The following is a 26,238-nucleotide window of genomic DNA, read 5'->3' as shown; positions in this document are numbered from 1 at the left end:
CGCTACCGCCGACGCTCCGGCCCCGAAGCCTCCGGCTCGGACGGCGGAGCTTCGTCGCCCTCCGCAGCAGCTGCCTCTGCCTCGGCAGCCTCCGCCTCTGCAGCGGCCGCGGCCGCCGCCGCGGACTGCGGGGGAGCGCCGTACGCGGCCGCGTGGGCGTACGGGATGTCGATGCCGAGAGCGTCGAAGCGGTCCTTGATGAGCTCGCGCATCTCGCGCGCGACCTCCCACTGCTTGAGCGGCGCCGTCTTGAGGACGACGCGGACGACGACACCCTCGGCCGTCCACCGCTCGACGCCCCACACCTCCGGCTCCTCGAGCACGGCACCGCTCCACGAGGGGTCCTGCCACAGCGCGTGCGCGACCTCGTGCAGGACCTCGCGGACCCGGCCGAGGTCGACCTCGTAGCCGACCGGGATGTCGAGGACCGTGCGCGCCCAGTTCTGGGACTGGTTGCCGACCCGGATGATCTCGCCGTTGCGGACGTACCAGACGGTGCCGTTGACGTCCCTCAGCCGCGTCACCCGCATGCTGACGGCCTCGACGGTGCCGACCGCGTCACCGAGGTCGACGACGTCGCCGACGCCGTACTGGTCCTCGAGGATCATGAAGATGCCCGACAGGAAGTCCTTGACGAGGCTCTGCGCGCCGAAGCCGAGGGCGACACCGAGAATGCCGGCGGACGCGAGGAGCGGCGCGATGTTGTAGCCGAGCGTCGCGATCACCATGAAGGCGACCACGGTGAAGATGACGATCGTCGAGATGTTCTTGAGGAGCGACCCCATGCTCCGTGCGCGCTGCTCGCGGCGCTCGTGCAGCGCAGGGCTGAACGACTCGGCAGCCCGAGCGCCCGGGACCGTGCCGGACGCCGCGCTCCGGACGACCCGGTCGATGATCCGGTTGACGAGCCAGCGGACAGCGAGTCCGCCGAAGACGAGCATCAGGATCGCGACCGGCTTCGCGAGCACGACGTCGGCGATCTCGGCGGCGGTGCCGTTGTCGGTCCAGTGGTAGACGAGGCGGCAGATCTGGTTGCTGGACTCTTCCCAGCACTGTGCGCTGTCTGCTGCGAGCGAGACGTCGGCCATGCGGACGACGTTAGCGGGGCCGCACCAGCGTGCGCGGACGGCTCCACCGGTTGCCGGGTGTGGACAGGGCGTCCTCGACCTGAGCGGCGAGGCTGAGCAGCAGCGCGTCGTGGCCGGGTCGGCCGGCGATCATGGTGCCGATCGGGAGGCCGGCCGCGCTCCACCCGGTCGGCAGCGACAGGGCAGGGCACCCGGCGACGTTCCAGATCGACGTGTACGGCGTGAACGCCTTCTGGGCCTCGAAGTCGGCCGACGGGTCCGAGTCGTCGCGCAGGGAGCCGATCGGCGCCGGAAGCTGCCCGATCGTCGGCGTGAGGACCACGTCGTAGTCCTCGTACGCCGCGAGGGTGCGCTGCTCGGCCTGCCGGAGCGCCAGCAGCGCGTCGGCGTACTCGACACCGCTCGCCGCGCGTCCGCGCTCACGCTCCCACCGCGTGAGCGGACGCAGGAGCTCCTCGCGCTCGAGAGGCACCGCAGCAGACGCGGCACCGACGAACCATGCCGTCTCGAAGGCAGCGACCGTCTCCGGGCCGAACGGAGGGTCGACCTCGACGACGTCGTGGCCCAGTCGCTCGAGCAGGCGGCTCGTGTCCTCGTACGCGGCGACGACCTCCGGATGAGGCGGCACGTCGCTGATCACGGGCGCGTGGAACCGTCCGACGCGCAGGCGCCCGGGTGCACGGCGGCTGGCGCCGAGCATGCGGCTGCCTGTCAGGGCGAGCAGATCGAGGAGGGCGGCTGCGTCGGCCACGGTGTTCGCGAGGGTGCCGGGGACGACGAGACCCGACACGTCGATCTCGGACGGCATCTCGGGGACGAGGCCACGGGTCGGCTTGATCCCGACCAGCCCGCACACCGACGCCGGGATCCGGACGGAGCCGCCCCCGTCCGAGCCGAGCGCGACCGGGACGAGACCCGACGCCACCGCCGCGGCCGCACCGCCCGACGAGCCGCCTGCCCCCCGGGTGAGGTCGTACGGCGTGCGTGCGGGGGGCGCGACGTCCGGCTCGGTGTAGCAGGGCAGGCCGAGCTCCGGGGCGTTCGTCTTGCCGAGGCTGATCATGCCGGCGGAGGCGACCAGCAGCGCGACGGTGCCGTCGTCCTCCGGGACCACGTCGGCGAACGCCGCTGAGCCGAACGTCGTCCTGACCCCCGCGGTCGGTGTCAGGTCCTTGATCGCCGTCGGCACGCCGAAGAGCAGCGGCAGCGCGTCGGCTCCCGGGCCGCGGAGGGCATCGCGGGCAGCGATCGCGGACGCTCGTGCCTGGTCCGCCGTCACAGTGACGAACGCGCCGACCTCGTCCGACAACGCCGCCGTCCGTTCGAGCAGCGCATCGACGGCGACGACCGGGTCGGTCGTGCCCGCGCGGTAGGCGGCGGCGAGGGCGAGCGCGGACGACAGGACGTCGCCGTCATCGGAGGGCATACCGCCGAGCCTAGACGCGTCGGGTGCTCGGCTAGAATGACGGCCATGCTGAGCCGGAGCCGTACCACCGCTCGTGTCGTTGCCCGTTCTGCCGTCGCCGGTGCCGTGATCGCGGCGCCGGTCGTCGCGGTCGCCGCCGCCGCCCCGGCCTCCGCCGAGGTCCCGATCGGCTGGGACGAGGCCAGCGCGCTGTCAGGTCTCGACGTGCTGCTGATCTTCGTCGGCATCCCGCTCGCGATCGTGCTGGTGCTCGTCGTGTTCGGCTACGTGCTCGCACGCCGGACCACCCCCAGCTACCTTCCCTACATCGCCGCCCCCGGTGAGGCGATCACCGCGGGCTCCGACCACGCGGAGATCTCCGCCCACCACTGACCGGGCCGCACCGATCGGACCGCACCGACCGGACCGTCCGGACCACCGCTGACCAACCTCTCGAGGAGACCCGACGATGAGCTTCTCGCGTCCCGGCGCCATCGACCTCTCGGCGCTCAAGAACACTGCCACCGGCGGACCCGCCGGACGCCCGTCCTCGAGCCCTGCGCCCGCCGGCGCCTCGTGGGTCGTCGACGTCGACGAGCGGACGTTCCAGGACGTCCTCCAGAGCTCGCTCGACCACGTGATCGTCATCGCGCTGTGGTCGTCGCGCTCGCCGCAGGGCGCGTCGTTCAACGACTCGCTCGCGAGCGTCGCCAACTCCTACGCAGGTCGTCTCCTGCTCGCACGGGTCGACGTCGACACCAGCCCCCAGATCGCGCAGATGCTCGGCGCCCAGGGCGTCCCGTTCGTGCTCGGTGTCGTCAAGGGCCAGCCCGTCCCGCTGTTCCAGGGGACGGTCGACGAGTCGCAGATCCGTCAGTACTTCGACGAGCTGCTCCGTGTCGCCGAGGCCAACGGCGTCACCGGCACCGCTGCTCCCGTCGGTGGTGACGAGGCTCCCGTGGAGGAGGGCCCGGTCGACGACCCTCGTTTCGCGGCCGCGGACGACGCGTTCGCGGAGGGTGACTACGCGACCGCCATCGCCGAGTACGAGAAGCTGCTCGCGTCGAACCCTGCCGATGCGGAGGCTGCCGAGCGGTTGGCAGGCGCGAAGCTCCTCCACCGCACCGGCGACGCCGACCTCAACGCAGCACGCCAGGCAGCGGCCGACAACCCGGACGACATCGACGCCCAGCTCCTCGTGGCCGACCTGGATCTCTCCGGCGGTCACGTCGAGGACGCGTTCGGCCGGCTGATCGATCTCGTCCGTCGCACCGCGGGCGACGACAAGGAACGCGTCCGCGCTCGGGTGGTCGAGATGTTCACGATCGTCGGGAGCGACGACCCGCGCGTCAGCGCCGCGCGACGCGCACTCGCAAGCGCACTGTTCTGAGATCGAGGCCCTGACTCGCCGCGCTGACCTTGCTCACCGCACCGTGTTCGGTAGGCCCCTGCATACTGGCTCCATGCGACGGGTGGCCGGGTTCGGGTTGCTGGCGCTCGGGGTCGTCGTCGCCATCGTGGGCGCGGTGGGTGCCGTCGCCTTCGGTCCCGACGACCGGATGACGACAGGGTCGCGCGAGATCGACACCGATGCTCGCGCGGTCGTCACGCGCCCTGCCGTGCTCGCACGCTACGGCCCCCAGGTCAGCGTGCAGATCGAGGTGCCGGACGACAAGCCGGTGTTCCTCGGCCTCGCGAACACCGTCGACCTCGACGACTACCTGGCGTCGACCCAGCGCGTCGAGATCACCCGCTACCGCGTTCCGTGGTCCGTGAGCACGAAGCCGGTCACCGGTGACCAGTTCCTCCCGGCTGCGCCGACGGCACTCGACTGGTGGCTGGAGCAGACGTCGGGAGTCGGCGGGGCGCAGCTGCGGTTCGACCTGCCGGACGAGTCGGTCTCGCTGGCCGCGCTGGCGATGGGCGACGCCGACCTGTCGGGTCTGCAGGTCACGGCGGCGTACGAGGTTCCTGGTGCCTTCGGCGTCTCGGTCGGCACGGCGGTCTTCGGCGTCGGGGTGGCGCTCCTCGGCGTCGTCGTGGCCGGTCTCGTTCCGGCGGTCCGCCGTCGCCCTCCGGGCGTCGAGACGCCTGGACTGACCGACGACGAGTGGGACGAGCCGTGGCTGGAGACCGATCCGGCGGACGCGGACACGTGGGACGACTTCCTCGACGAGGAGGCGGTGCCCACGGGTGCGGGGGCGAAGGACTCGCGCGCCGGAGCGGGAGCGGCGTCACGGCCGGCCAAGCCCCCGCGCAGGCGTCTGCGACCCTGGTCGCGACGGGCCGCCGAGGCCGCGCCAGACCGGGTGAAGGAGGACGCATGACGGTACGCACGCGCCCGACCCGTCGAACCGGTCTGGCCGCGGTCGTCGCGACCCTCGCCGTGACGCTCGTCGTCGGGTGCGGTGCGATCCCAAGGGAGAAGTCGAGCACCGACGTCTCCAAGATCGCCGCGAACCAGAGCGAGATCGAACGCACGTACCGCAACTTCGAGAAGGCCCGTGGCGCCGCGTTCACGGCGCTCGATCCCGACATCCTGGCGCTGGTGGAGTCGGGCTCGGTGCTGGCTGTCGACGGTGGGGCGATCGACGTCGCCAAGCGGCTCAACGGCAGCGCGTCGACCGGCAAGGGCGTGAGCGGGGCCGAGGTGGAGGACGTGTACACGCCGCGGCTCGCCGAGTACCCTTTGTGGTTCCTCGCCGTCGCCCGTGACGACACCCGCGGCGTGCGGCGCATCCAGGTCTTCGAGCGGGCGTCGTCCACCGGCAGGTGGGAGCTCACCGCGACGCCCGAGGCGCTCATCAGCACGGTCCTGCCCGTCCCGAAGACGTCCGGGGACGAGCTCGAGACGGTCGACCCGAACGTCGCCGACGGCCTCGTCGCGTCTCCGAGCGGGGCGCTCCAGGCGTACGCCGCGGTGCTCGGCGACCCGTCGTCGCCACGCGCCAACCAGGTGACCGCCGACTCGTTCGTCACGCAGATGCGCGCCCAGGCGGCCGGTCTCGCCAAGCCGGGCACGACCTTCCGCCGTACGTGGTCGTCGCAGCCGGTGAAGCACGCGGTCCGCACCGAGGACGGCGGTGCCCTGGTCTTCGGCACGCTCATGCGTCAGGACGGGTGGGTGCTGTCGCCCGGCGCGACCGTGAGCTGGCCCCCCACCTCCGAGCAGCGCGCGTACTTCGGCGAGCCGATGGCCCGATCGGGCCTGCTGCGCTACTACCACCAGGTGCTGCTGTACGTGCCGCCGACCGGCGGCGTCGGCCTGCCTCGGGTGCTGGCGCAGTACGGCGGCGTGATCGCGTCCGAGGACACGGCAGGCGTCGCGACACCCTGAGCGCGCGCTCGTGGGTCGAGGCCGCTCAGGCGTTGCCGCGGAAGACCTGCCCCGCCTCGCGGTAGGCGTCGTCGGGGTCGACGTCGAGGCTGTCGAGCAGCTCGATCGTGGCGGCGGTCGCGCGTTCGCGGACGAGATCGCGGTCGCACCAGTGGATGCCGGCGATCTCCGTCGGCTGGAGCGTCAGCGGCGTCTGAGGGTCCCACGGCTCGACGTCGAAGACGAACAGCACCGCATCGTCCCAGGCGCTCCACGGCGGCAGCCAGTTGACCGTACGCAGACCGCGCACGCGTGCGTCGACACCGAGCTCCTCACGGAGCTCGCGCACCACCGCGTCCGCAGGCGACTCGCCCGGGTCGACGACACCCCCAGGGAGATCCCACTCGCGCTTGTAGGTGAGCTCGCACAGCAGCACGCGGCCGGCGTCGTCGCGGACCAGCGCCTGGGCGATCGCACGCTTCTTGGGCAGGGCCGCGTTGAGCATCGCGACGAAACCCTCGCGCGTCCCCGGGTGCGGGTCGTCCGACAACCGGGAGAGCAGCTCCTGGTCGGGGGCGCCGACCCGTCGGAGGAGCCCGTCACGGCGCATGCCGGCGCGGGCGGCCGCGCGGCGGTCGGCGACCGTGTCCTCGTCGAGCAGGGTCTGCACGCGAGTGGCTCCCAGCTCGTCGAGCGCGTACGTGATCGCGAGGTTGACGGCACGGGACCGCTGCGGCTCCTCGGTGCGACCGAGGTCCCAGGAGAGTGACGCCGTACGGTCGTCGCCGACCGCGACGCTGAAGGTGCCGAGGGCGTCCTCGCCGTCACGTATCTCATAGGCACTGCCCTCGTACGCGCCGTCACCGAGCGGCCGCAGCGTGAGGTCAGCCATCGGCCGGCTCGATCCACGTCAAGGAGAGCGCGGGCAGGCGTACGGCGGCGGACTGCGGCTGCCGGTGCCAGGCGATCGGCTCGGTCTCCAGATCGGGGCCCGGCGACGCGCCCGCACCGCCGTACGCCTCGTCGTCGGTGCAGAGCACCACCCGCCACGCCCCCGCGTCGGGCAGACCGACACGGTAGGACTGCCACGTCTCGCCGGACATGTTCGCCACGCAGACGAGCGTACGACCACCACCGCGGCGGACGAACGCGTACACGTTGCCGGCAGCGTCGTCCGCCTCGAGCCAGGCGAAGCCGTCGGGGGAGTAGTCGTCCTCCCACAGGGCGGGGTTGGCGACGTAGTGGGCGTTGAGGTCGGTCACGAGACGCTGCACGCCTGCGTGCGAGGGCGCGTCGAGCGACTCCCAGTCGAGGGAGCGCTCCTCGGACCACTCGCGCTCCTGCGCGATCTCGGCACCCATGAACGTCAGCTGCTTGCCGGGGTGCGACCACTGGTACGCCAGCAGCGCGCGGAGGTTCGCGAAGCGCTTCCAGTCGTCGCCAGGCATCTTGCCGAGCAGCGAACCCTTGCCGTGGACGACCTCGTCGTGCGACAGCGGGAGCACGAAGTTCTCGGCGTGGTGGTACATCATCGCGAACGTGAGCCGGTGGTGGTCGTGGCTCCGGTACATCGGGTCGGTCTCGACGTAGTCGAGGGTGTCGTGCATCCAGCCGAGGTTCCACTTGAAGCCGAACCCGAGCCCGTCGTACGCCACGTCGCGGGTCACCCCGTCGTAGGCGGTCGACTCCTCGGCGATCATCGCGATGCCGCCGAAACGGGCGTAGCACGACGCGTTGAGCTCCTGGAAGAACGACACCGCCTCGAGGTCGATGTTGCCGCCCTGAGCGTTCGGCGTCCAGCCGCCCGGACCGCGCGAGTAGTCGAGGTAGAGCATCGAGGCCACCGCGTCGACGCGCAGCCCGTCGACGTGGAACTCCTCGAACCACCAGAAGGCGTTCGCGAGCAGGAACTCGCGCACCTCGCCCTTGGTGAGGTCGAAGACGTACGTGCCCCAGTCCGGGTGCTCGCCACGGCGGGGATCGGCGTGCTCGTACAGCGGGGTGCCGTCGAAGCGCGCCAGCGCCCAGTCGTCGCGCGGGAAGTGCGCCGGGACCCAGTCGAGGATCACGCCGATGCCCGCCGCGTGGAACGCGTCGACGAGAGCACGGAAGCCGTCCGGGTCGCCGAAGCGTGAGGTCGGCGCGTAGTAGCCCGTGACCTGGTAGCCCCACGAGCCGCCGAACGGGTGCTCCATCACCGGCATCAGCTCGACATGCGTGAATCCGCGCTCGGCGACGTACGGGACGAGAGTCTGCGCCAGCTCCGCGTACGACAGACCGCGGCGCCACGAGCCGAGGTGCACCTCGTACACGCTCATCGGCTCTGCCCACGGCTGGCGGGTGGTGCGGTCGCGCACCCACGTGTCGTCGGACCAGACGTGCTGCGAGGTGAAGACCCGCGACGCGTTGTCCGGCGGCACCTCCGCCCACGTCGCGAACGGGTCGGCCTTCTGCCGCCAGACGCCGTCGGCACCGTGCACCGCGTACTTGTAGAGGGCGCCGTCACCGATGTCGTCGACGCGCCCGCGCCACACCCCGTCGTCGCCACGCGTCAGGCCGTGCGCGTGCCCGTCCCAGCCGTTGAAGTCGCCCAGGACCTGCACCTCGCGCGCGTGCGGTGCCCAGACCGCGAAGTCGACACCGTCGTCGCGCTGGTGGGCCCCGAGGTCACGCCAGAGGTCTCGCGTCATGGTGGCGAGTCTTTCACGCTCGGACGGCGCCGTGTGGAGGACGTGGGGACCACCACGTCCACCACCGGTCAGCCGAGAAGGTCCTCCAGCGACGTGCGCGGGATCGCTGCCCAGTCAGGCCGGTGGTCGACCTCGTAGACGAACTCGTACAACGCCTTGTCCACCTCGTACGCCGCGAGCAGCGCCGTGTCCGCAGACGTGGGCTGCGCCTCCGGATCGCCGCCGTAGCCCGCGAGGAACGCCGCGCGGTTGCGCTCGACCCACGCGCGTGCCTGCGCGACCGCCGTCTCGTCGGTGGTCGCCGTCTGGAGCAGGTACGAGTTCGCGGCGTAGTCGAAAGACCGCGTGATGCCGGCGACGTCGCGCCACACCGAGTCCAGGGCCACGCGCTCCTCGAGCGGCGCGACGGGCTCGCCCTCGAAGTCGATCAGCTTCCATCCGGCGGTCGTACGCAGCGTCTGACCGAGGTGGAGGTCGCCGTGGACCCGCTGTGCGCGCACCGGGCTGTCGAGCGTACGGAGCCGGGCATAGACCGACCGCGCGGCGTCGGCGTACCGCTCCAGCTCGTCCACCCGCTCGGCCAGACGGGCGAGGCGTTCGTCGAGCCGGTCCGCGAGCGCGGCCAGCTCGTCGGCTCGCCAGTCGGCCGTCGGCAGCCGCTCGGCCATGAGGGTGTGCACGAGTCGCACGGTCTCACCCAGGCGCAACGCCTCACCGGCGAAGTCGCCGCCGGCGGCCGAGGGCTCCAGATCTGGCTCGGCGAGCAGGTCACGCACGCTCGCGCGGGCGCTCTCCCAGCCGTTGCTCGCCGTCCTCAGGAACCGCTGGAGCATCGCGAGATCGTACGAGGCGCTGGTGCCGGGAGGTGTCGCGCTGATCCAGCCCCACAGAGCCGCGATCGCCTCGTCGCCGGGCCCTGCGAGCGCGTCGTGGATCTCGACGTCGGGGTTGCGGCCGTCGACGACCTTCCGGAAGACCTTCAGCATCGCGGTCTCCGCCACCACCATCGAGGTGTTCGACTGCTCGACGGCGAGCAGCACCGACTCCGAGTCGGGGCTGATCACCGTCGCGCCGTCCTCGCCGAGCGGGATGAGAGAGGTGTAGGAGGTGTGGTCTCGATCGCTTCGCGCCTCGACCAGCGGGGAGGAGGCCTCGAAGAATCCCTTCATCAGCACCTGTCGCGCCACCGGGTCGTGCAGCGCGTCGTAGACGTACAGGTCCGCAGCCGTCTCTCCGGCGCCCAGGGAGGTCGTGCCGACGAGCCCGTACGCGTTGGCCTCGATCGGTTCGTCGCGGTAGGCGAGCGGCACATTGTAGGTCTGCGTGCCCCCCGGCCCGCGGACTGTGACGAGCTCGAACCTCACTCCGATCCCGGTCGACGGGTGGCTGAGCCACTCGAGGGGCTGGATCCGGTCGACCTCCCAGCCCGTGCCCTCCCCGGCGAACCACCGTTGCCGGACGAGGTACTCGAGCACGTCGTGCGTGCGGTCGGTGGACATCAGGACTCCTCCGTGTCGGACGTGCGGCGGCCGAGCCGGAACCAGTAGAAGCCGTGCCCGGCGAGCGTCAGCAGGTACGGCAGGTCTCCGATCGCGGGGAACTCGACACCGCCGAACATCTCGACGGGCCGCACCCCTGCGTACGCGTGCAGGTCGAGCTCGATCGGCTGCGGGAAGCGAGAGAGGTTGTTGACGCAGAGCATCACGTCGCCCTCGTGCTCGCGGACGAACGACAGCACCGACGGGTTCGAGCCGCCGAGGTCGCGGAACGTGCCGACACCGAAGGCACGGTGCTGCTTGCGGATGTGGATCATGCGCCGGGTCCAGTGCAGCAGCGACGACGTGTTCTCCTGCTCCGCGATCACGTTGACCGACTGGTAGCCGAAGACGGGGTCCATGATCACCGGCAGCGTGAGCTTGCCGGGGTTGGCGACCGAGAAGCCGGCGTTGCGGTCGGGAGTCCACTGCATCGGCGTCCGGACGCCGTCGCGGTCGCCGAGCCAGATGTTGTCGCCCATGCCGATCTCGTCGCCGTAGTAGAGCACCGGCGACCCGGGGAGGCTCAGCAGCAGCGCGGTGAAGAGCTCGATGCGGTTGGTGTCGTTGTCGAGCAGCGGCGCGAGGCGGCGACGGATGCCGATGTTCGCCTTCATCCGCGGGTCCGTCGCGTACTCGCGCCACATGTAGTCGCGGTCCTCGTCGGTCACCATCTCGAGCGTGAGCTCGTCGTGGTTGCGCAGGAAGATGCCCCACTGGCAGCCGTCCGGGATGTCCGGTGTCTGCTCCATGATCTCGGAGATCGGGTAGCGCGACTCCCGACGCACCCCCATGAACAGGCGCGGCATCACGGGGAAGTGGAAGCACATGTGGCACTCGTCGCCACCGACCTTCGGGTCGCCGAAGTAGTCGACGACGTCCGACGGCCACTGGTTCGCCTCGGCGAGCAGCACCCGACCCGGGTAGTTGTCGTCGACGAACCGGCGGACCATCCGCAGGAACTCGTGGGTCGGCTCGAGGTTCTCGCTGCTGGTGCCCTCCTCCTCGTACAGGTAGGGGACGGCGTCCAGCCGGAACCCGTCGACACCGAGCTCCAGCCAGAACGCGAGCGCGTCCAGCATCGCCTGGTGGACGGCGGGGTTCTCGAAGTTGAGGTCCGGTTGGTGACCGTAGAAGCGGTGCCAGAAGTACTGGCCGCGCACCGGGTCGTACGTCCAGTTCGACGACTCGGTGTCGACGAAGATGATGCGCGCGTCGGCGTACGCCTCGTCGTCGTCGGCCCACACGTAGAAGTCGCCGTACGGGCCGTCGGGGTCCGTGCGCGACTCCTGGAACCACGGGTGGGCGTCGGACGTGTGGTTCATGACCACGTCGATGATGATCCGGATCCCGCGTGCGTGGGCCTCGTCGAGGAGCTCCTTGAAGTCCTCGACCGACCCCAGCTCGGGGGAGACGCTGGTGTAGTCGGCGACGTCGTAGCCGCCGTCGCGCAACGGCGACGGGAAGAACGGGGGCAGCCACAGACAGTCGACGCCCAGCCACTGGAGATAGTCCAGCTTGCTGGTCAGCCCGGCGAGGTCGCCGATGCCGTCGCCGGTGGAGTCGTGGAACGAGCGGACGAGGACTTCGTAGAAGACGGCGCGCTTGAACCACAGCGGATCGTCGTCGCGCCGGTCCACGGTGAGGTCCGGTGCTGGCACGGGGACGTTCATGCGCGCCACCCTAGTGCCACTCGCCCGGCGAATCTGCTCGGCGACCTGCGCGCGCAGCACTAGGGTGAGGCCATGCTCGTGGCCGTGGTCGCTGCCGTCCTCTCCGGGATCGCCATCGGTGCGCTCCTGATGTGGTGGACCGGCCGGCGCGAGCCCCCGGAGCCGATCGCGGCACGTCACCTCACGCCGATCGCGCCCGAGGTGCGCCAGGCGACGCTGTGGACGCAGGGCAACCGACCGGTCGACCAGGTGACCCGCGCAGAGATCAGCCGGCTCCTCGAGTCCGGGCGCAAGATGGAGGCCATCAGGCTGCTCCACGGGAGCACGAACCTTTCGCTCCTCGCAGCGCGGTCCCGGGTCGACGAGTGGTCGGTCCTGATCGAGCGCCGACTGATCCAGCAGGCGTACGACGACGCCTCGGACCTCGACCACGCCGAGGTCGACGAGACCCTTGCCGGCGACCTCAGGGAGATCGCTCAGTTCCGCTGGGGCCGGTGGCGGGCGCTCAAGCTGCTCCGGCGCCGTACGACCATGCGGCTCGTGGACGCGTGGGACTACGTGGAGACGCTCCACCGCCGCCCTACAGCCTGAGGGCCCCGCTGGTCGAGGCGCGAGCCCGGCCCCGCTGGTCGAGGCGCGAGCCCGGACCCGCTGGTCGAGGCGCGAAGCGATCGAGACCTTCCGTTCCGCTTCCCAGCTGGTTCGGCCCACCGAGCGACGCCTGCGTCTACTCAGCGACGCCTAGAGACGTCGCTGAGTAGACGCAGCGGACGCTTTGTGCGTACGCCCGCCCCTCAGCGCAGCACGGTCAGCACGTGGGCGACCTCGGCGTCGCCGCCGAGCCGCACGTAGTTGTCCTCGCTCCACTCGTACACCTGGCCCGTCAGCTCGTCGCGGACGGCGAAGCGCTCTCCCCAGCCGATCCCGAGCGCGGGCAGGTCGAGATGGACCGTCGTCTCGTGCGCCACCGAAGGCTCGAGGTTCGCGACGACGATCACCGCGTCGTCCGGACGGCCAGTGTCGCGCGCGTCCGTCAGGTGGCGGCGCGAGTAGCAGAGGATGTGGTCGGAGTCCGTGTCGTGCACGCGCAGCCGGTGCAGCTGCTGGAGCGCCGGGTGCTCGCGCCGGATGCCGTTGAGCCTCGCGATGAACGGCGCGATCGAGTGCTCGACGTCGAAGTTGCGGTGCCGGATCTCGTACTTCTCGGAGTCGAGGTACTCCTCGCTCCCGGGCCGCAGGGGCGTGTGCTCGAGCAGCTCGAAGCCGGAGTACATGCCCCACGTCGGGGTGCCGGTCGCGGCGAGCACGGCCCTCAGCCGGAACATCGCCGGATCACCCGTCTGCAGATGGGACGGAAGGATGTCGGGGGTGTTCACCCAGAACGCCGAGCGCATCACGTGCGCCTTGCGTCCGGACACCTCCGCGAGGTACGAGGACAGCTCCTCCTTCGTCTCGCGCCACGTGAAGTAGGAGTAGGACTGGTGGAACCCGACCGTGCCGAGCGAGCGCATCATCGCCGGTCGCGTGAACGCCTCGGCGAGGAAGACGACGTCGGGATCCGTACGGCGCACCTCCGCGAGCAGCCGCTCCCAGAACGGCACCGGCTTGGTGTGCGGGTTGTCGACGCGGTAGATCCGGATCCCGTGCGCCATCCAGTGCCGGACCACGCGCAGCACCTCGGCGTACAGGCCCTCGGGGTCGTTGTCGAAGTTGAGCGGATAGATGTCCTGGTACTTCTTGGGCGGGTTCTCCGCGTACGCGATCGTGCCGTCGGCGCGCGTCGTGAACCACTCGGGGTGCGCGGCGACCCACGGGTGGTCGGGCGCGCACTGGAGCGCGAGGTCGAGGGCGACCTCCATGCCGCGCTCGCGGGTCGCGGAGACGAACGCGGCGAGGTCGTCGAACGTGCCGAGCTCGGGGTGGATCGCGTCGTGGCCGCCTTCGGCGGCGCCGATCGCCCACGGGGATCCCGGGTCGCCCGGCTCGGGATGCAGCGAGTTGTTGCGGCCCTTGCGGTTCACCCGGCCGATCGGGTGGATGGGCGGCAGGTAGACCACGTCGAACCCCATCGCCGCGACCCGGTCCAGCTGGTCGATCGAGCCCCGCAGGCCGCCGTACGATCGCGGGAACAGCTCGTACCAGGATCCGCTCAGCGCACGCTCGCGGTCGGCGAACACCGGGTACGAAGGGGTGCTCTCGAGCAGGTCGCGCACAGGGAAGCGGCTCATGATGTCGAGCACCTCCGGCGAGGTCGCGGCGTCGATGCGCTCGGCGGCACCGACGCGCCGGTCGCGGAGGGCCTTGGCTGCGCTGCGGAGCGTGTTGCGCTCCGCGGTCCGGCCGCGGGGGAGCGCCTTCGCGGCGCGCTCGAGCAGCAGCGCGCCCTCGACGGGCATCAGCTCGGTGTCGACGTCGGCGGCGACCTTGACCGGCGCGTCGTGCAGCCACGTGCCGAACGGGTCGGACCACGTCTCGATCCGGAACGACCACGGGCCCGTCGCGTCGAGGGTCACCCACAGCTCGTGGTGGTCGTTGTCCAGGTGGGGGAGCGGGATCCAGGGGCGGTCCCGCCGGTCGGGGCCGGTGAGCACGACTCCCGCGCCGAGTGCGTCGTGCCCCTCGCGGAAGATGCGCGCCCGGATCGGGAACGGCTCGCCGACCGCGGCCTTGGCGGCGTACGCGCCGTGCTCGACGACCGGGCAGACGTCCATGACCGGGATCCGCAACATGCGCGCCACGCTATCCGACAAGGCGCCACGGCTCAGGCCACCGGGCGCCGATGCTCAGGGCGCCTCGAGCAGCAGCACCAGGCTGTGCGCGGCGACCGGCACCGACGCGCCGGAGTCGTACGCCCCGTCGTGATCGAGGTCGGCGGTGTCGAGCGCGACGGCGTACTTCCAGGGCCACGGCCCGTCGGGCAGCATCCAGTCGACCTGTTCGTCGCCCGAGTTGAGGAGTACGACGGCGCACGCGCCGGTCGGGGCGCCGTTGAGTGCCAGGCCGAGGGTGCGCAGCCCCTCGTCGTGCCAGTCACCTTCGGCCCAGTCACGTCCGTCGGGGTGGAGCCAGCGCAGGTCCTCGCGACCGTCCTCGGAGACCGCGCCGGTGTAGAACCGGGTGGTCCGCAGCACGGGGTGCTCGGCCCGCAGCGCGTTGACGCGCGAGACGACCTCGCGGACGTGCTCCCAGCCCACCTCGGCCACCGGCGGGAGCCAGGTCATCGGCGAGTCGTGGCAGTACGCGTTGTTGTTGCCGCCCTGCGTCTGCCCGAGCTCGTCACCGGCACGCAGCATCGGGACACCGGCAGCGAGCAGCGTCGTCGCGACGAGGTTGGCTGCCTGGCGTCGACGCAGCGCCAGCACCTCCACGTCGTCGGTCTCACCCTCCACACCGCAGTTCCAGGAGCGGTTGCCGGAGTGGCCGTCGCGGTTGTCCTCGCCGTTGGCCTCGTTGTGCTTCTCGTCGTACGAGACCAGGTCGCGCAGCGTGAAACCGTCGTGGGCGGTGATGAAGTTCACCGACGCCTGCGGGGGCCGGCCGCTCGGCTCGAACGTCGCGGACGACCCCGCGAGCCGCATCGCGACGCCGGCGACACCGCCGCCGTGGCCACGCCAGAAGTCGCGCACCTCGTCGCGGAACTTGTCGTTCCACTCGCTCCAGCCCTGCGGGTAGCCGCCGACGAGGTAGCCGTCCATGCTCGCGTCCCACGGCTCGGCGATCAGCTTCACGCTGCGCAGGACCGGGTCGCGGCTGATCGTCTCGATCACCGAACGCGCGACGTCGACGCGGCCGCGACCGGTGCGGGCGAGCGCGGACGCGAGGTCGAAGCGGAAGCCGTCGACGTGCATCTCACGAACCCAGTAGCGCAGCGACTCCACGATCAGCGCCGAAGCGGGCGCGGAGTCGGCGCGCACCGTGTTGCCGCACCCCGTGACGTCGAAGTAGTGGCCTTGAGCGTGCCGGTAGTAGCCGGAGTCGTCCAGCGCGCGCAGGTGGATCCTGGGGCCGCCCTCGCCGCCCTCGGCGGTGTGGTTGTAGACGACGTCGAGGATCACCTCGAGCCCCCGCGCGTGCAGCGCCCGGACCATCTCCTTGAACTCACCGACCGGGTCGTCGCCGGCGGCGTAGGGCGCGTGCGGGGCGAGGAACGACACCGTGTTGTAGCCCCAGTAGTTGACCAGCCCTCGATCGGCGACCGTCGGCTCGGTCACGAAGTGGTGCACCGGGAGCAGCTCGACCGCGGTGACCCCGAGGTCGACGAGCCGGTCGAGGACCGCGGGGTGCGCGAGCCCGGCGTACGTGCCCCGGATCTCCTCCGGGACGTCCGGGTGCTGCATCGTCATCCCGCGCACGTGCGCCTCGTAGACGACCGTCCGGTCCCACGGCGTGCGCGGTGGCGCGTCGCCCGACCAGTCGAACGCCGGGTCTGCGACGTACGAGCGAAGGCGTGACGTGTTGCCGTCGAGCCCGCCGTCGACGTGCTTGGCGTACGGGTCGAGCACCCGGACGCCGTCGACCTCGAACGCGTACTCCTGCCCCGGGCCGACGCCACGCACCTCCACGTGCCAGATCGAGCCGGTCCTGGAGTCGACCTCGTACGTCCCCACGCCGGGCAGCAGCAGCCGCATCCGACGGGCACGCGGGGCGTGGACGGCGAAGTTGGTGCCGGACACGACGGGTTGCGCCCCGAGGGGGTACGGACTCCCCGGCGCACTGGGGTGGCGCTCGTACGCCCAGGTCTCGGCCATGCCCCCATCATGAAGCACCCCGCCGACGTGCTCAGACCCCGGCGTGCGGCGTTCGCTACCCTCGGACCACGCGTACGTCGACAGCAGGACTGTCACGACGCGGCAGACTCCACGGCTTCGCGCCCGAAGGAAGGCAGCACTCATGGGTGAGTTCGTCAGGCTCGAGGTGACCGACGGCGTCGGGACGATCCGGCTGGACCGTCCGAAGATGAACGCGATCAGCCTGCAGCTCCAGACCGAGCTCGCGGAGTGCGCCGCGGAGGCGACCGAGCGCACCGACGTGTCCGCGGTCGTCGTCTACGGCGGCGAGCGCGTCTTCGCCGCCGGTGCGGACATCAAGGAGATGTCCGACCTCACCTATCCCGAGATGAGCACGCGCGGCCGTGCCCTCCAGGCTGCGTTCAACGCGGTCGCCGCGATCCCGAAGCCGACGGTCTCGGCGATCACGGGCTACGCCCTCGGCGGTGGCTGCGAGCTCGCGATGTGCACCGACGTCCGCTTCGCCGCCGACAACGCCAAGCTCGGGCAGCCCGAGATCCTCCTCGGGATCATCCCCGGCGCCGGGGGTACGCAGCGGCTCCCGCGCCTCGTCGGCCCCGCGAAGGCGAAGGACATCATGTTCACCGGTCGCATGGTCGACGCCGCCGAGGCGCTCGAGATCGGCCTCGTGGACCGCCTCTTCCCGGCGGAGTCCGTGTACGACGAGGCGCTGGCGTGGGCACGACAGTTCGTCGGCGCCGCCTCGCTCGCGCTGCGCGGCATCAAGGAGGCGACCGACCGCGGGCTCGAGGTCGACCTCGCGACCGGGCTCGACATCGAGCGCCACGTCTTCTCCGCCCTGTTCGCCACCGACGACCAGAAGACCGGCATGCGGTCCTTCGTCGAGAACGGCCCGGGCAAGGCCACCTTCGAGGGGAAGTAGCACGATGAGCACCGACGCCGATGTCGACCTGAACGCCAGCCCCAACCCGCACGCCTCCGCGGACGAGGTCGAGGCCGCCTGGCACGACACCAAGCTCGCGCAGGTCCTGTACCACGACTGGGAAGCCCAGACGTACGACGAGAAGTGGTCCATCTCGTTCGACGAGCGCTGCATCTCCTACGCGCGCGACCGCTTCGTAGCGGTCGCCGGAGAGGCAGGCTGGCCGTACGGACGCAGCCTCGAGATCGGTGCCGGCACCGGGTTCTTCACGCTCAACCTGATGCTCGCGGGCGTCGTCGACAAGGGCACGGTCACCGACATCTCTCCCGGGATGGTCGAGGTCGCGAAGCGCAACGCCGACGGGCTCGGCTTCGCGCTCGACGGCCAGGCCGCCGACGCGGAGGAGCTGCCGTACCCGGACGAGTCGTTCGACCTCGTGATCGGTCACGCGGTCATCCACCACATCCCCGACGTCGAGAAGGCGTTCCGCGAGATGCTGCGGGTGCTGCGTCCCGGTGGCCGCATCGTCATCTGCGGCGAGCCGACAGCGCGGGGTGACTTCGTGGCCCGGCGCCTCTCGCGGCTGACGTGGTGGGCGACCACGAACGCGACGAGGCTCGGACCGCTGCGCGGCTGGTCGCGTCCGGCCGAGGAGCTGGACGAGTCGTCGCGCGCGGCAGCGCTCGAGGCGGTCGTCGACCTGCACACCTTCGAACCCGCAGCGCTCGAGCGCACGGTCCTGCGCGCCGGTGGCGTCAACGTGCGTACGGCGACCGAGGAGCTGACGGCGTCGTGGTTCGGCTGGCCGGTCCGTACGTTCGAGGCTGCCGTCCCGGAGGACAAGCTGGGGCCACGCTGGCGGATGTTTGCGTACAAGTCGTGGCTCCGGCTGTCCGCGCTCGACAAGGCGCTCACCCCGGTCGTGCCGAAGGGCCTCTACTACAACGTCTCGGTGTCGGCGACCAAGCCGTGACAGCCCTGCCCGTGACACCGCTCCGATGACGGTTCCCTTGCCATGACCGCCCCGCGCCCGGCGCGCTTCGTGACCCTCGACTCGCTGCGGTGGGTCCGGCGGCACCGCGCCTGGACGGCGTACCACCTCGTCCGGTACTGGCGCTTCTGGCGGTTCAAGCGCCGCCATCCCGACGTCGTCACGGAGGGTTTCGTCTTCCTCGGCCGCGGCGTCGTGATCGAGACGAAGCCGCCGTACGGCCGGGTGGTCCTCGGCAGGTTCGTGCACCTCGGCGACCGTACGGCGCTGCGTGCCCACAACGGCACGCTGCGGCTGGGCGACAAGGTCGTCATGGGGTCCGACAACACCGTCAACGCGCACCTCGACATCGAGGTCGGCGCAGCGACGATCGTGTCGGACTGGACGTACATCTGCGACTTCGACCACGTCACGCTCGACCTGGCGAAGCCGATCAAGGACCAGGGGCTGGTCGTCTCGCCGGTCCGGATCGGCCCGCACTCGTGGATCGGCGTGAAGGCGACCGTCCTGCGGGGCACGCGTACCGGTCGCGGCGTCGTGCTCGCCGCGCACACGGTGGCGCGCGGTGAGTACCCGGACTTCGCGATCGTCGCCGGCCTCCCCGGACGGGTGGTGAAGAGCCGTCGCGACGACCTCGCCGACTGGGTCGAGATCCAGCGCTACACCGCCGAGGTCGCGGAGGAGCAGGCCGAAGCGCGTGAGCTGCCGCCGCCCGGGTGAGACCGCCGGCGGCCGTTCGATCTCCACCTCCGCTCTGCCCAGAGCAGAATGCCCTCCCGATCACGGCAGACCCGGCCTAGCATCCGAGCATGGGTGACGTCATCAGGATCGGCCCGCGCCGCAGGTTTCCGGCAGCAGAGCCGGAGCCGCTCTGGCGCGACGTCCTGGGTCGCCGGATCCGCGCGCTCCGGCTCGAGCGCGGCCAACGCCTCGCTGACACGGCGGCCGCGGCCGGCATCTCGCCGCAGTACCTCTCCGAGGTCGAGCGCGGCCGCAAGGAGCCGTCGAGCGAGATCATCGCGGCCGTCGCCGGAGCGCTCGGGACGACCCTTCTCGATCTGACGGAGCACGTCTCGGGCGAGCTCCGACGCGACCTGTACGCCGGCACGTCGCTCGACCTCGGCCCGAAGGCGCTCGCCGCGGTCGTGTGACCGCTGCCAGCGCCCGTACGCCGCCTCACCCGTACGACAGCAGGTCCCGTGGCTCCATGACCGCGTCGACGAGGCCGTACGCGCGCGCTGCCGTCGCAGAGAAGACACGGTCGCGGTCGGTGTCGTGGCGCAGCGTCTCGACGGACTGACCCGTGTGCGCGGACAGGATCGCCTCCATCTCGTTGCGGACCCGGACCACCTCGTCGGCCTGGAGGATGAGGTCGGGGATCGTCCCCTGACCGCGTGCCGCGGGCTGGTGGAGCACGAAACGGGCGTGGGGAAGGGTCGCACGTCGACCCGGGGTGCCGCCCGCGACGAGGACCGCGCCGGCGGCGATCGCCTGTCCGACGCACACCGTCGCGATCGGCGAGCGGACGTGCTGCATCGTGTCGTAGACCGCCAGCATCGCCGTCTCGTCGCCGCCCTCGCAGTTCACGTACAGGTTGATCTCGGCGTCCGGGTTGTCGGCCTCGAGGTGGAGGAGCTGTGCGATCAGCGCGTTGGCGACCCCGGCATCGATGGCGGTCCCGAGGTAGACGATGCGCTCGGTGAGGAGGTGCGAGTAGACGTCCATGATCCGCTCGCCGCGAGGATTGCTCGCGATGACGTTGGGGATCGTGTATTGGTTGGACGCAACCTGCTTGCTCATCGCGCCACCCCGATCCCGACCGTCCGCCGCCGTGCGGGCATCACCTGGTCGAAGCTGTCGACGACGTGGTCGACGAACCCGTACGACCGGGCCTCGGCCGCGGTGAACCAGCGGTCGTGGAGCGAGTCCTCGAAGATCTGCTCGACCGGCTGCCCGGTGTCTTCGGCGACGAGGGCGAGCACGGTGTCCCGGGTGTGGCGCAGGTCGTCGGCCTGGACCTCGATCTCGACCGCGGTCCCTCCGATCCCGGCCGAGCCCTGGTGCATGAGGACCCGAGAGTGCGGAAGGGCGTACCGCTTGCCCGGCGTCCCCGCCGACAGCAGGAACTGCCCGGCGCTGCACGCGAGCCCGAGGGCGAGGGTGGCCACGTCGCAGGGGATGAGCCGCATGACGTCGCGCAGCGCGAGCATCGACGGCACCGAGCCGCCGGGGGAGTGGATCCACAGCGCCACGTCGGTGGCGGGGTCGTCGGCGGCGAGTGTGAGGAGCTGGGTGGCGAGGAGCGTTCCGTTGTCGTCGTCCAGGACGCCGTCGAGCACGAGGATGCGTCGCCCGAGCAGGTACTGCCGCGCCGTGGTGTCGAAGGAGGGTGCTCTGGTGTCGGTCATGGCTCCACGGTGACCGCGCGGACCCGGGCGGCACCAGCGGATCACCTGCCGGCAGATCTGCCCTGAGCTGATCGGGTGGGCGCTGCTACGCCCGGACGGCGGTGACGACCAGGTCGAGCGACGCCGCGAGGTCGTCGGCATCCCCCTCGCGCAGGTCGAAGTCGTCGACGGTGACCGACCGGACGGCGTCGGCGACCGTCGTCGGCCACAGCTCGTACGGCCCGGCGATCTGCGCGTCGACGAGCGAGCCGTGCTCGACCTCCCAGTCGGCGAGGCGCTCCCCGTGGTGCAGCCCGGCGAGGCTCGCGACGGTCGCGTGCGCGGCGACCAGGTCGTGCAGCTGCTCGGGCTCGAGCTCCTTGGGGTGGTAGATGTTGCCCGGCGGGAAGGTCAGCGTGTTGGGCGTGCTGACGACGAGCGAGCCTCCGGGGCGGAGCACCCGCGCGCACTCGGCGACGAAGGCGTCCTGGTCCCACAGGTGCTCGACGGTCTGCAGGCTCACCACGACGTCGAAGGACGCGTCGGCGTACGGGAGGGCGACGAGGTTGCCGCGTACGACCGGCACGTCCGGGTAGGCGCTGCGGACGTGGCCGGTCGCGTACGCGTCGTAGTCCAGCGCGACCAGCGACGCGGCGTCGTGGCTCAGCAGGTCGGCGCCGTACCCCTCGCCGCAGCCGGCCTCGAGCACCGCTCGACCGCGCACCACGTCACGGAGCGACTCGTACACGACCTCGTGGCGTCGGAACCAGTAGTTCTCGTGCCAGATGCCCGGCACGGTGCGCTCGCCGGTGATGACCATCTGCGGCTTGCCGTCGCTGTCGCCGCTCGTGCCAGTGCTGCTCACGCCCGAAAGCGTAGGTGCCCGATCGCGCGCTCAGACCTGCGGGTTGCGGATCGCGCGGTCCGCGACACCGGAGACGAGGGACGCGATCACGACGGCGATCACCACACCGACGGCGGCGCTCGCGATCTGCTCCTCGAGCTCGAGGTCCACCGTGAACGGCAGCACCCCGACGATCACCGTCACGAGCGTCATGATCCAGCCGAAGAAGAGCCGCGGTCGCGGAGTCGACAGGAGCAGCAGGTGCATCAGCGCAGTGGCGAGGAGTGCGCAGCCGAACGCGAGCGCGGCGTAGGGGATCGTCGAGGCGACGTCCCACTTGCCGCCGCCGGACGGCACGAGCACCGCGATCTCGAACACGCCGCGACAGACGAGGAGTCCGACGACGGCGGCCAGACCGGCCACGACGGCGGTCGCGACGCCACCGGCCCACAGCTTGCCGGCATCGATCGAGAGGCCGCTCGGAGCAGCCGACTCGGGCTGACGGTCAGGGTCGGGCTGTCCCATCGGGGGTTGCTGGTACGACATCACGCGCCTCCTGGCGGGCCGGGTGACCGTCACGCTACCGCGACTGCGACCCCGACGAGGACTGTCGCGGCCGCCTCGTCCGTAATGACCGGTTGGCCGAAGAACGGACCGGGCGAGAAGGCGTCTCGGGGCGTGCCCTACTCTCGGGGAGTGTGACGGCGAAGCCGTGTGACCCACGCCACCCGTCTCGATCTCGTCAGCAAGGTTACCTGTCGGTAACGTGGCGGTAGCGGGATCGTCCACGATCCCGGCACACTCGCAGCCGCCCTCGGCTGCCGCGACGCGCGTCCCGTGCGAGCGCCGTGTACGGAAGTCGATTCCACAGGAGGGGCCGAGAAGGCCATGAACATCGTCGTCTGTGTGAAGTACGTACCGGACGCTACGGCGGACCGGTCCTTTGACTCGTCGGACAGCACCGTTGATCGCGAAGGCGTCGACGGACTGCTCTCCGAGCTCGACGAGTACGCCGTCGAGCAGGCCCTGCAGGTCGCGGAGGAGAACGACGGCGAGGTGACCGTCCTGACGGTCGGCCCGGCCGACGCTGCCGACGCCGTCCGCAAGGCTCTCCAGATGGGCGCCGACAAGGGCGTCCACGTCGAGGACGACGACATCGCCGGCTCCGACGCCGTCGCGACGTCCCTCATCCTCGCCAAGGCCCTGGGCACCCTCGAGTACGACCTCGTGTTCTTCGGCATGAGCTCGACCGACGGCACCATGGGCGTCGTCCCCACCATGGTCGCCGAGCGCCTCGGCCTCCCGGCAGTCACCTACGGCTCCGAGATCACCGTCGACGGGTCCACGGTCACCGTGCGTCGTGACGGCGACGTCGCGACCGAGACCATCACCGCCACCGCCCCCGCGGTCGTGTCGGTGACCGACCAGTCCGGCGAGCCGCGCTACCCGTCCTTCAAGGGCATCATGGCGGCCAAGAAGAAGCCGGTCGAGGACCTCACGCTCTCCGACCTCGGCATCGATGCGTCCGAGGTCGGCCTCGACGCCGCCTGGACCAAGGTCCTCTCGTTCTCGCCGCGCCCGCCGCGCAGCGCCGGCGAGATCGTCACCGACGAGGGAGACGGCGGCGTCAAGCTGGCCGAGTTCCTCGCGTCGAAGAAGTTCGTCTGAGGAGCAGCGACAGATGAGTGAGATTTTTGTTCTCGTCGACCACGTCGACGGCACCGTCCGCAAGACCACCGGTGAGCTCCTGACGCTCGCCCGTCGTCTCGGCACCCCCTCCGCCGTGTACATCGGCTCCGGCGCCGACGCGGCGCAGGCCTACCTCGCGCAGTACGGCGCGGAGAAGGTCTACGTCCTCGACGCCCCCGAGCTCACCGAGTTCCTCGTCGCTCCCAAAGCCGAGGCCCTCGCCGAGCTCGTCTCCAGCAAGCAGCCCGCCGCGGTGCTCGTCTCGAGCTCGGCGGAGGGCAAGGAGATCGCCGGCCGTCTCGCGATCAAGACCGAGTCCGGTCTGATCACCGACGCCGTCGACGTCCGCGCGGGCAGCGACGGCGTGGAGACCACGCAGTCGGTCTTCGCCGGCAACTTCACCGTCGAGGCGACCGTCACCAAGGGCACCCCGATCGTTGCGGTCAAGCCGAACTCCGCCGCACCCGAGGAGTCGCCGGCCGCCGGTGCTCTCGAACCGGTCTCGGTGACGGTCTCCGACGCCGCCAAGACGGCGAAGATCACCGACTCCAAGCCGCGTGCGGCCACCGGGCGTCCCGAGCTGACCGAGGCCGCCATCGTGGTCTCGGGCGGTCGTGGCACCGGCGGCGACTTCTCGCAGGTCGAGGCGTTCGCCGACTCGCTCGGTGCGGCAGTGGGCGCCTCGCGCGCCGCCGTCGACTCCGGCTGGTACCCGCACAGCTTCCAGGTCGGCCAGACCGGCAAGACCGTCTCGCCGCAGCTGTACGTCGCCAACGGCATCTCCGGCGCGATCCAGCACCGCGCCGGCATGCAGACCTCCAAGACGATCGTCGCCGTCAACAAGGACGAGGAGGCGCCCATCTTCGAGCTGGTCGACTTCGGCGTCGTCGGCGACCTCAAGGAGGTCCTCCCGCAGGCGACCGACGAGGTCAACAAGCGCAAGGGCTGACGCGCAGATCGGTCCCGTGCGCCCTCGTGCGTCGCAGAATCGCCACGTCTCCGGTCCGGAGGCGTGGCGGTTCTGCGTCTACGCGCCCGTGACTACGCCTCGCCAGTGATTCCAGTACCTCACAGCGCTCGAACGCCCCGCGTGATGTCTGATTTGAGGCGGTCTGATAGAACTCTTCCACGATCACAGGGCCGCGTTGTTGTAACACTTCGGTAAGTGTCTGCTCCCTACCCTGTTCTGGTCGATGATCCCGAGCAACCATGGGTCCGCGGAAGTTTTTCTGCGCGTTCCCAACACAATCAGGAGGATTCCCATGCGACTCTCCCGGCGTACTCGCCTTGGAGGCGTGGCGCTGCTCGCAGCGATCGGACTCACACTGTCCGCCTGCGGCGGCGGGGGAGATGACGACAGCGACTCGGGCAGCAGCTCGACCGATGCCGTCATCACCGCTCGTACCACCGAGCCTCAGAACCCGTTGGTGCCTCAGGCCACCAACGAGGTCGGCGGCGGCAACGTCATCGATCTCCTCTACGCGGGCCTCATCACCTACAAGGACGACGGGTCGCAGGAGCTCGAGGTCGCTGACTCGATCACCTCTGACGACAACCAGCTCTGGACGGTCAAGCTCAAGGACTGGACCTTCAGCGATGGCACGCCGGTCACGGCCAAGTCGTTCGTCGACGCGTGGAACTACGGTGCCCTGAGCACGAACGCGCAGAACGCCTCGTACTTCTACTACCCGATCAAGGGTTACGAGGCCGTGCAGGAGGAGAACCCGACCGTCAAGACGATGGAGGGTCTGAAGGTCGTCGACGACAAGACCTTCACGATCGAGCTGAACCAGCCCGAGTCGGACTTCCCCCTGCGTCTCGGCTACTCGGCCTACTACCCGCTGCCTGAGTCGGCCTTCGCCGACATCAAGGCCTACGGCGAGGCCCCGGTCGGCAACGGCCCCTACAAGCTCGACGCGTGGGAGCACAACAAGGAGCTCCGCCTCGTCCCGAACGAGGAGTACGACGGCGCTCGCAAGGCTCAGAACGGTGGCGTGACCTTCGTGGTCTACACCGACACCGACGCCGCCTACACCGATGTCCAGGCCGGCAACCTCGACGTCCTGGACACCGTCCCGGACAGCGCGCTGCAGACCTTCCAGGACGACGACTCGGTCCAGGCGATCACCGCTCCGGGCTCCGTCCTGGGTGCGTTCCAGTTCCCGAGCGACCTGCCGGGCTTCACCGGTGAGGCCGGCAAGCTCCGCCGCCAGGCGCTCTCGATGGCCCTCAACCGCGAGGAGCTCACCGAGAAGCTGTTCTTCGGCACCCGCACCCCGGCGAGCGACTTCAGCGCGCCGCCGATGCCGGGCTGGACCGACGAGATCCCGGGCAACGAGGTCCTCGAGTTCAACGCCGACGAGGCCAAGAAGCGCTGGGCCGAGGCTGAGGCCATCGAGCCGTGGGGCAACAAGAAGCTCCTGATCGCGACCAACACCGACGGTGCCGGCAACAAGGCCTCCGTCGACGCGATGTCGAACCAGATCAAGAACGCCCTGGGCATCGACGCGGAGCCGAAGTACTACGCCACGTTCGACGAGTTCCTCGACGACCGTGACAACAACAAGACCGGTGCCCTGTTCCGCGCCGGCTGGCAGCCCGACTACCCGTCGATCTCGAACTACCTCGGCCCGATCTACGGCACCGGCGCGGCTTCGAACGACGGCAACTACTCCAACCCGGAGTTCGACGCGGCGCTGGCCAAGGCGGCCGGCGCGACCAGCGACGAGGACCGTTACCAGGACTTCGTCGACGCGCAGGCGATCCTCATGGAGGACATGCCGGGTCTGCCGATGTGGTACACCGACGGGACGGGCGCCGCTGCCACCGGCGTCGAGAACGTCAAGTTCAACTGGCAGGGCGTGCCGATCTACCAGAACATCACGAAGTAGATCGCACACGACCGCAATGCAGGTCACGCGGGGTCAGCGCCACGGCGCTGCCCCCGCGT

The 26,238-nt window shown here is 70.6% G+C and carries 24 protein-coding genes; 12 read left to right on the top strand and 12 right to left on the bottom strand.

Annotated features, from left to right (window positions below):
- Positions 1 to 2 precede the first annotated feature (2 nt).
- Both AB3M34_RS15030 and AB3M34_RS15025 read right to left on the bottom strand, forming a co-directional pair.
- Positions 3 to 1,088, bottom strand: coding sequence for a mechanosensitive ion channel family protein (locus AB3M34_RS15030; protein ID WP_370615079.1), 1,086 nt, complete (start codon positions 1,086 to 1,088; stop codon positions 3 to 5).
- A 10-nt stretch (positions 1,089 to 1,098) separates the two neighbouring features.
- Positions 1,099 to 2,514: an amidase gene (locus tag AB3M34_RS15025; RefSeq protein ID WP_370615077.1), complete on the bottom strand. Its 1,416-nt coding sequence runs from the start codon at positions 2,512 to 2,514 to the stop codon at positions 1,099 to 1,101.
- A 45-nt stretch (positions 2,515 to 2,559) separates the two neighbouring features.
- Here AB3M34_RS15025 and AB3M34_RS15020 point away from each other — a divergent pair, with 45 nt between their 5' ends.
- The 4 genes from AB3M34_RS15020 to AB3M34_RS15005 all read left to right on the top strand — a co-directional run bounded on the left by AB3M34_RS15020 (position 2,560) and on the right by AB3M34_RS15005 (position 5,830).
- Positions 2,560 to 2,886, top strand: a complete 327-nt coding sequence (locus AB3M34_RS15020) for a hypothetical protein (protein WP_370615075.1) — start codon at positions 2,560 to 2,562, stop codon at positions 2,884 to 2,886.
- A gap of 76 nt (positions 2,887 to 2,962) precedes the next feature.
- Positions 2,963 to 3,883, top strand: coding sequence for a co-chaperone YbbN (locus tag AB3M34_RS15015; protein WP_370615073.1), 921 nt, complete (start codon positions 2,963 to 2,965; stop codon positions 3,881 to 3,883).
- Positions 3,884 to 3,956: 73 nt separating this feature from the next.
- Positions 3,957 to 4,820 (top strand): hypothetical protein, encoded by an 864-nt coding sequence (locus AB3M34_RS15010; protein ID WP_370615071.1) that lies wholly within the window; start codon positions 3,957 to 3,959, stop codon positions 4,818 to 4,820.
- On the top strand, positions 4,817 to 5,830 hold the full coding sequence (locus AB3M34_RS15005) for a hypothetical protein (RefSeq protein WP_370615070.1): 1,014 nt from the start codon (positions 4,817 to 4,819) through the stop codon (positions 5,828 to 5,830). The genes AB3M34_RS15010 and AB3M34_RS15005 overlap by 4 nt, the downstream gene beginning before the upstream one ends.
- A 25-nt stretch (positions 5,831 to 5,855) precedes the next feature.
- Here AB3M34_RS15005 and AB3M34_RS15000 read toward each other — a convergent pair whose 3' ends face one another.
- The 4 genes from AB3M34_RS15000 to treS form a co-directional block, all read right to left on the bottom strand.
- Positions 5,856 to 6,701, bottom strand: a complete 846-nt coding sequence (locus AB3M34_RS15000) for an NUDIX domain-containing protein (protein WP_370615068.1) — start codon at positions 6,699 to 6,701, stop codon at positions 5,856 to 5,858.
- Entirely contained in the window at positions 6,694 to 8,499 is a 1,806-nt protein-coding gene (gene glgB / locus AB3M34_RS14995; protein WP_370615066.1) for a 1,4-alpha-glucan branching protein GlgB, read from the bottom strand. The genes AB3M34_RS15000 and glgB overlap by 8 nt, the downstream gene beginning before the upstream one ends.
- Before the next feature lie 68 nt (positions 8,500 to 8,567).
- Positions 8,568 to 9,998: a maltokinase N-terminal cap-like domain-containing protein gene (locus AB3M34_RS14990; RefSeq protein ID WP_370615064.1), complete on the bottom strand. Its 1,431-nt coding sequence runs from the start codon at positions 9,996 to 9,998 to the stop codon at positions 8,568 to 8,570.
- Positions 9,998 to 11,707: a maltose alpha-D-glucosyltransferase gene (gene treS, locus AB3M34_RS14985; protein ID WP_370615062.1), complete on the bottom strand. Its 1,710-nt coding sequence runs from the start codon at positions 11,705 to 11,707 to the stop codon at positions 9,998 to 10,000. Before treS ends, AB3M34_RS14990 begins: the two co-directional genes overlap by 1 nt.
- A gap of 72 nt (positions 11,708 to 11,779) precedes the next feature.
- On the opposite strand from treS, the gene AB3M34_RS14980 reads away from it, so the two are divergent.
- A complete protein-coding gene (locus AB3M34_RS14980) occupies positions 11,780 to 12,298 on the top strand; it encodes a hypothetical protein (protein ID WP_370615061.1) in 519 nt (172 codons plus the stop codon).
- A 203-nt stretch (positions 12,299 to 12,501) separates the two neighbouring features.
- On the opposite strand, the gene AB3M34_RS14975 is transcribed toward AB3M34_RS14980, so the two are convergent.
- Both AB3M34_RS14975 and glgX read right to left on the bottom strand, forming a co-directional pair.
- Positions 12,502 to 14,436 carry an alpha-1,4-glucan--maltose-1-phosphate maltosyltransferase gene (locus AB3M34_RS14975; protein ID WP_370615059.1) on the bottom strand — a complete coding sequence of 645 codons (1,935 nt, stop codon included), beginning with the start codon at positions 14,434 to 14,436 and terminating at the stop codon, positions 12,502 to 12,504.
- Positions 14,437 to 14,490: 54 nt separating this feature from the next.
- Positions 14,491 to 16,455, bottom strand: coding sequence for a glycogen debranching protein GlgX (gene glgX, locus AB3M34_RS14970; protein WP_370615057.1), 1,965 nt, complete (start codon positions 16,453 to 16,455; stop codon positions 14,491 to 14,493).
- Between the two features lie 142 nt (positions 16,456 to 16,597).
- Between glgX and AB3M34_RS14965 the strand changes: the two genes are divergently transcribed.
- The 4 genes from AB3M34_RS14965 (at position 16,598) to AB3M34_RS14950 (ending at position 19,519) form a co-directional block, all read left to right on the top strand.
- On the top strand, positions 16,598 to 17,377 hold the full coding sequence (locus AB3M34_RS14965; protein WP_370615055.1) for an enoyl-CoA hydratase/isomerase family protein: 780 nt from the start codon (positions 16,598 to 16,600) through the stop codon (positions 17,375 to 17,377).
- Positions 17,378 to 17,381: 4 nt separating this feature from the next.
- Positions 17,382 to 18,350: a class I SAM-dependent methyltransferase gene (locus tag AB3M34_RS14960; protein ID WP_370615054.1), complete on the top strand. Its 969-nt coding sequence runs from the start codon at positions 17,382 to 17,384 to the stop codon at positions 18,348 to 18,350.
- Between the two features lie 42 nt (positions 18,351 to 18,392).
- A complete protein-coding gene (locus tag AB3M34_RS14955) occupies positions 18,393 to 19,088 on the top strand; it encodes an acyltransferase (protein ID WP_370615052.1) in 696 nt (231 codons plus the stop codon).
- 89 nt (positions 19,089 to 19,177) lie between these two features.
- Positions 19,178 to 19,519, top strand: a complete 342-nt coding sequence (locus tag AB3M34_RS14950) for a helix-turn-helix domain-containing protein (RefSeq protein ID WP_370615050.1) — start codon at positions 19,178 to 19,180, stop codon at positions 19,517 to 19,519.
- A gap of 25 nt (positions 19,520 to 19,544) precedes the next feature.
- Here AB3M34_RS14950 and AB3M34_RS14945 read toward each other — a convergent pair whose 3' ends face one another.
- The 4 genes from AB3M34_RS14945 to AB3M34_RS14930 form a co-directional block, all read right to left on the bottom strand.
- Complete coding sequence (locus AB3M34_RS14945) at positions 19,545 to 20,168, bottom strand: ClpP family protease (protein WP_370615048.1); 624 nt, start codon at positions 20,166 to 20,168, stop codon at positions 19,545 to 19,547.
- Positions 20,165 to 20,776: a ClpP family protease gene (locus tag AB3M34_RS14940; RefSeq protein ID WP_370615047.1), complete on the bottom strand. Its 612-nt coding sequence runs from the start codon at positions 20,774 to 20,776 to the stop codon at positions 20,165 to 20,167. Before AB3M34_RS14940 ends, AB3M34_RS14945 begins: the two co-directional genes overlap by 4 nt.
- An 85-nt stretch (positions 20,777 to 20,861) precedes the next feature.
- On the bottom strand, positions 20,862 to 21,620 hold the full coding sequence (locus AB3M34_RS14935) for a class I SAM-dependent methyltransferase (protein ID WP_370615045.1): 759 nt from the start codon (positions 21,618 to 21,620) through the stop codon (positions 20,862 to 20,864).
- A 30-nt stretch (positions 21,621 to 21,650) separates the two neighbouring features.
- Complete coding sequence (locus AB3M34_RS14930; protein WP_370615043.1) at positions 21,651 to 22,145, bottom strand: DUF6069 family protein; 495 nt, start codon at positions 22,143 to 22,145, stop codon at positions 21,651 to 21,653.
- Between the two features lie 342 nt (positions 22,146 to 22,487).
- On the opposite strand from AB3M34_RS14930, the gene AB3M34_RS14925 reads away from it, so the two are divergent.
- The 3 genes from AB3M34_RS14925 (at position 22,488) to AB3M34_RS14915 (ending at position 26,179) form a co-directional block, all read left to right on the top strand.
- Positions 22,488 to 23,267: an electron transfer flavoprotein subunit beta/FixA family protein gene (locus AB3M34_RS14925; protein ID WP_370615041.1), complete on the top strand. Its 780-nt coding sequence runs from the start codon at positions 22,488 to 22,490 to the stop codon at positions 23,265 to 23,267.
- 13 nt (positions 23,268 to 23,280) lie between these two features.
- Entirely contained in the window at positions 23,281 to 24,237 is a 957-nt protein-coding gene (locus tag AB3M34_RS14920; protein ID WP_370615039.1) for an electron transfer flavoprotein subunit alpha/FixB family protein, read from the top strand.
- 346 nt (positions 24,238 to 24,583) lie between these two features.
- Positions 24,584 to 26,179 (top strand): peptide ABC transporter substrate-binding protein, encoded by a 1,596-nt coding sequence (locus AB3M34_RS14915; protein ID WP_370615037.1) that lies wholly within the window; start codon positions 24,584 to 24,586, stop codon positions 26,177 to 26,179.
- The last annotated feature ends 59 nt before the right edge of the window (positions 26,180 to 26,238 follow it).

It is taken from the genome of Mumia sp. Pv4-285 (genome assembly GCF_041320275.1).
GTDB lineage: Bacteria > Actinomycetota > Actinomycetes > Propionibacteriales > Nocardioidaceae > Mumia > Mumia qirimensis.
The sequence above is the reverse complement of the archived record's forward strand: the minus strand, read 5'-3'. Positions and strand labels throughout refer to the sequence as shown.

Excerpts from the sequence above, each read along its gene's own strand:
- AB3M34_RS14990 (WP_370615064.1), bottom strand. The coding sequence starts at position 9,998 with ATGTCCACCGACCGCACGCACGACGTGCTCGAGTACCTCGTCCGGCAA.
- AB3M34_RS15010 (WP_370615071.1), top strand. The coding sequence starts at position 3,957 with ATGCGACGGGTGGCCGGGTTCGGGTTGCTGGCGCTCGGGGTCGTCGTC.
- glgB (WP_370615066.1), bottom strand. The coding sequence starts at position 8,499 with ATGACGCGAGACCTCTGGCGTGACCTCGGGGCCCACCAGCGCGACGAC.
- AB3M34_RS15000 (WP_370615068.1), bottom strand. The coding sequence starts at position 6,701 with ATGGCTGACCTCACGCTGCGGCCGCTCGGTGACGGCGCGTACGAGGGC.
- AB3M34_RS14955 (WP_370615052.1), top strand. The coding sequence starts at position 18,393 with ATGACCGCCCCGCGCCCGGCGCGCTTCGTGACCCTCGACTCGCTGCGG.
- AB3M34_RS15020 (WP_370615075.1), top strand. The coding sequence starts at position 2,560 with ATGCTGAGCCGGAGCCGTACCACCGCTCGTGTCGTTGCCCGTTCTGCC.
- AB3M34_RS14945 (WP_370615048.1), bottom strand. The coding sequence starts at position 20,168 with ATGAGCAAGCAGGTTGCGTCCAACCAATACACGATCCCCAACGTCATC.
- AB3M34_RS15025 (WP_370615077.1), bottom strand. The coding sequence starts at position 2,514 with ATGCCCTCCGATGACGGCGACGTCCTGTCGTCCGCGCTCGCCCTCGCC.
- AB3M34_RS15015 (WP_370615073.1), top strand. The coding sequence starts at position 2,963 with ATGAGCTTCTCGCGTCCCGGCGCCATCGACCTCTCGGCGCTCAAGAAC.
- AB3M34_RS15030 (WP_370615079.1), bottom strand. The coding sequence starts at position 1,088 with ATGGCCGACGTCTCGCTCGCAGCAGACAGCGCACAGTGCTGGGAAGAG.
- AB3M34_RS14950 (WP_370615050.1), top strand. The coding sequence starts at position 19,178 with ATGGGTGACGTCATCAGGATCGGCCCGCGCCGCAGGTTTCCGGCAGCA.
- AB3M34_RS14940 (WP_370615047.1), bottom strand. The coding sequence starts at position 20,776 with ATGACCGACACCAGAGCACCCTCCTTCGACACCACGGCGCGGCAGTAC.
- AB3M34_RS14975 (WP_370615059.1), bottom strand. The coding sequence starts at position 14,436 with ATGTTGCGGATCCCGGTCATGGACGTCTGCCCGGTCGTCGAGCACGGC.
- AB3M34_RS14920 (WP_370615039.1), top strand. The coding sequence starts at position 23,281 with ATGAGTGAGATTTTTGTTCTCGTCGACCACGTCGACGGCACCGTCCGC.
- AB3M34_RS14930 (WP_370615043.1), bottom strand. The coding sequence starts at position 22,145 with ATGTCGTACCAGCAACCCCCGATGGGACAGCCCGACCCTGACCGTCAG.
- glgX (WP_370615057.1), bottom strand. The coding sequence starts at position 16,455 with ATGGCCGAGACCTGGGCGTACGAGCGCCACCCCAGTGCGCCGGGGAGT.
- treS (WP_370615062.1), bottom strand. The coding sequence starts at position 11,707 with ATGAACGTCCCCGTGCCAGCACCGGACCTCACCGTGGACCGGCGCGAC.
- AB3M34_RS15005 (WP_370615070.1), top strand. The coding sequence starts at position 4,817 with ATGACGGTACGCACGCGCCCGACCCGTCGAACCGGTCTGGCCGCGGTC.
- AB3M34_RS14960 (WP_370615054.1), top strand. The coding sequence starts at position 17,382 with ATGAGCACCGACGCCGATGTCGACCTGAACGCCAGCCCCAACCCGCAC.
- AB3M34_RS14980 (WP_370615061.1), top strand. The coding sequence starts at position 11,780 with ATGCTCGTGGCCGTGGTCGCTGCCGTCCTCTCCGGGATCGCCATCGGT.
- AB3M34_RS14925 (WP_370615041.1), top strand. The coding sequence starts at position 22,488 with ATGAACATCGTCGTCTGTGTGAAGTACGTACCGGACGCTACGGCGGAC.
- AB3M34_RS14965 (WP_370615055.1), top strand. The coding sequence starts at position 16,598 with ATGGGTGAGTTCGTCAGGCTCGAGGTGACCGACGGCGTCGGGACGATC.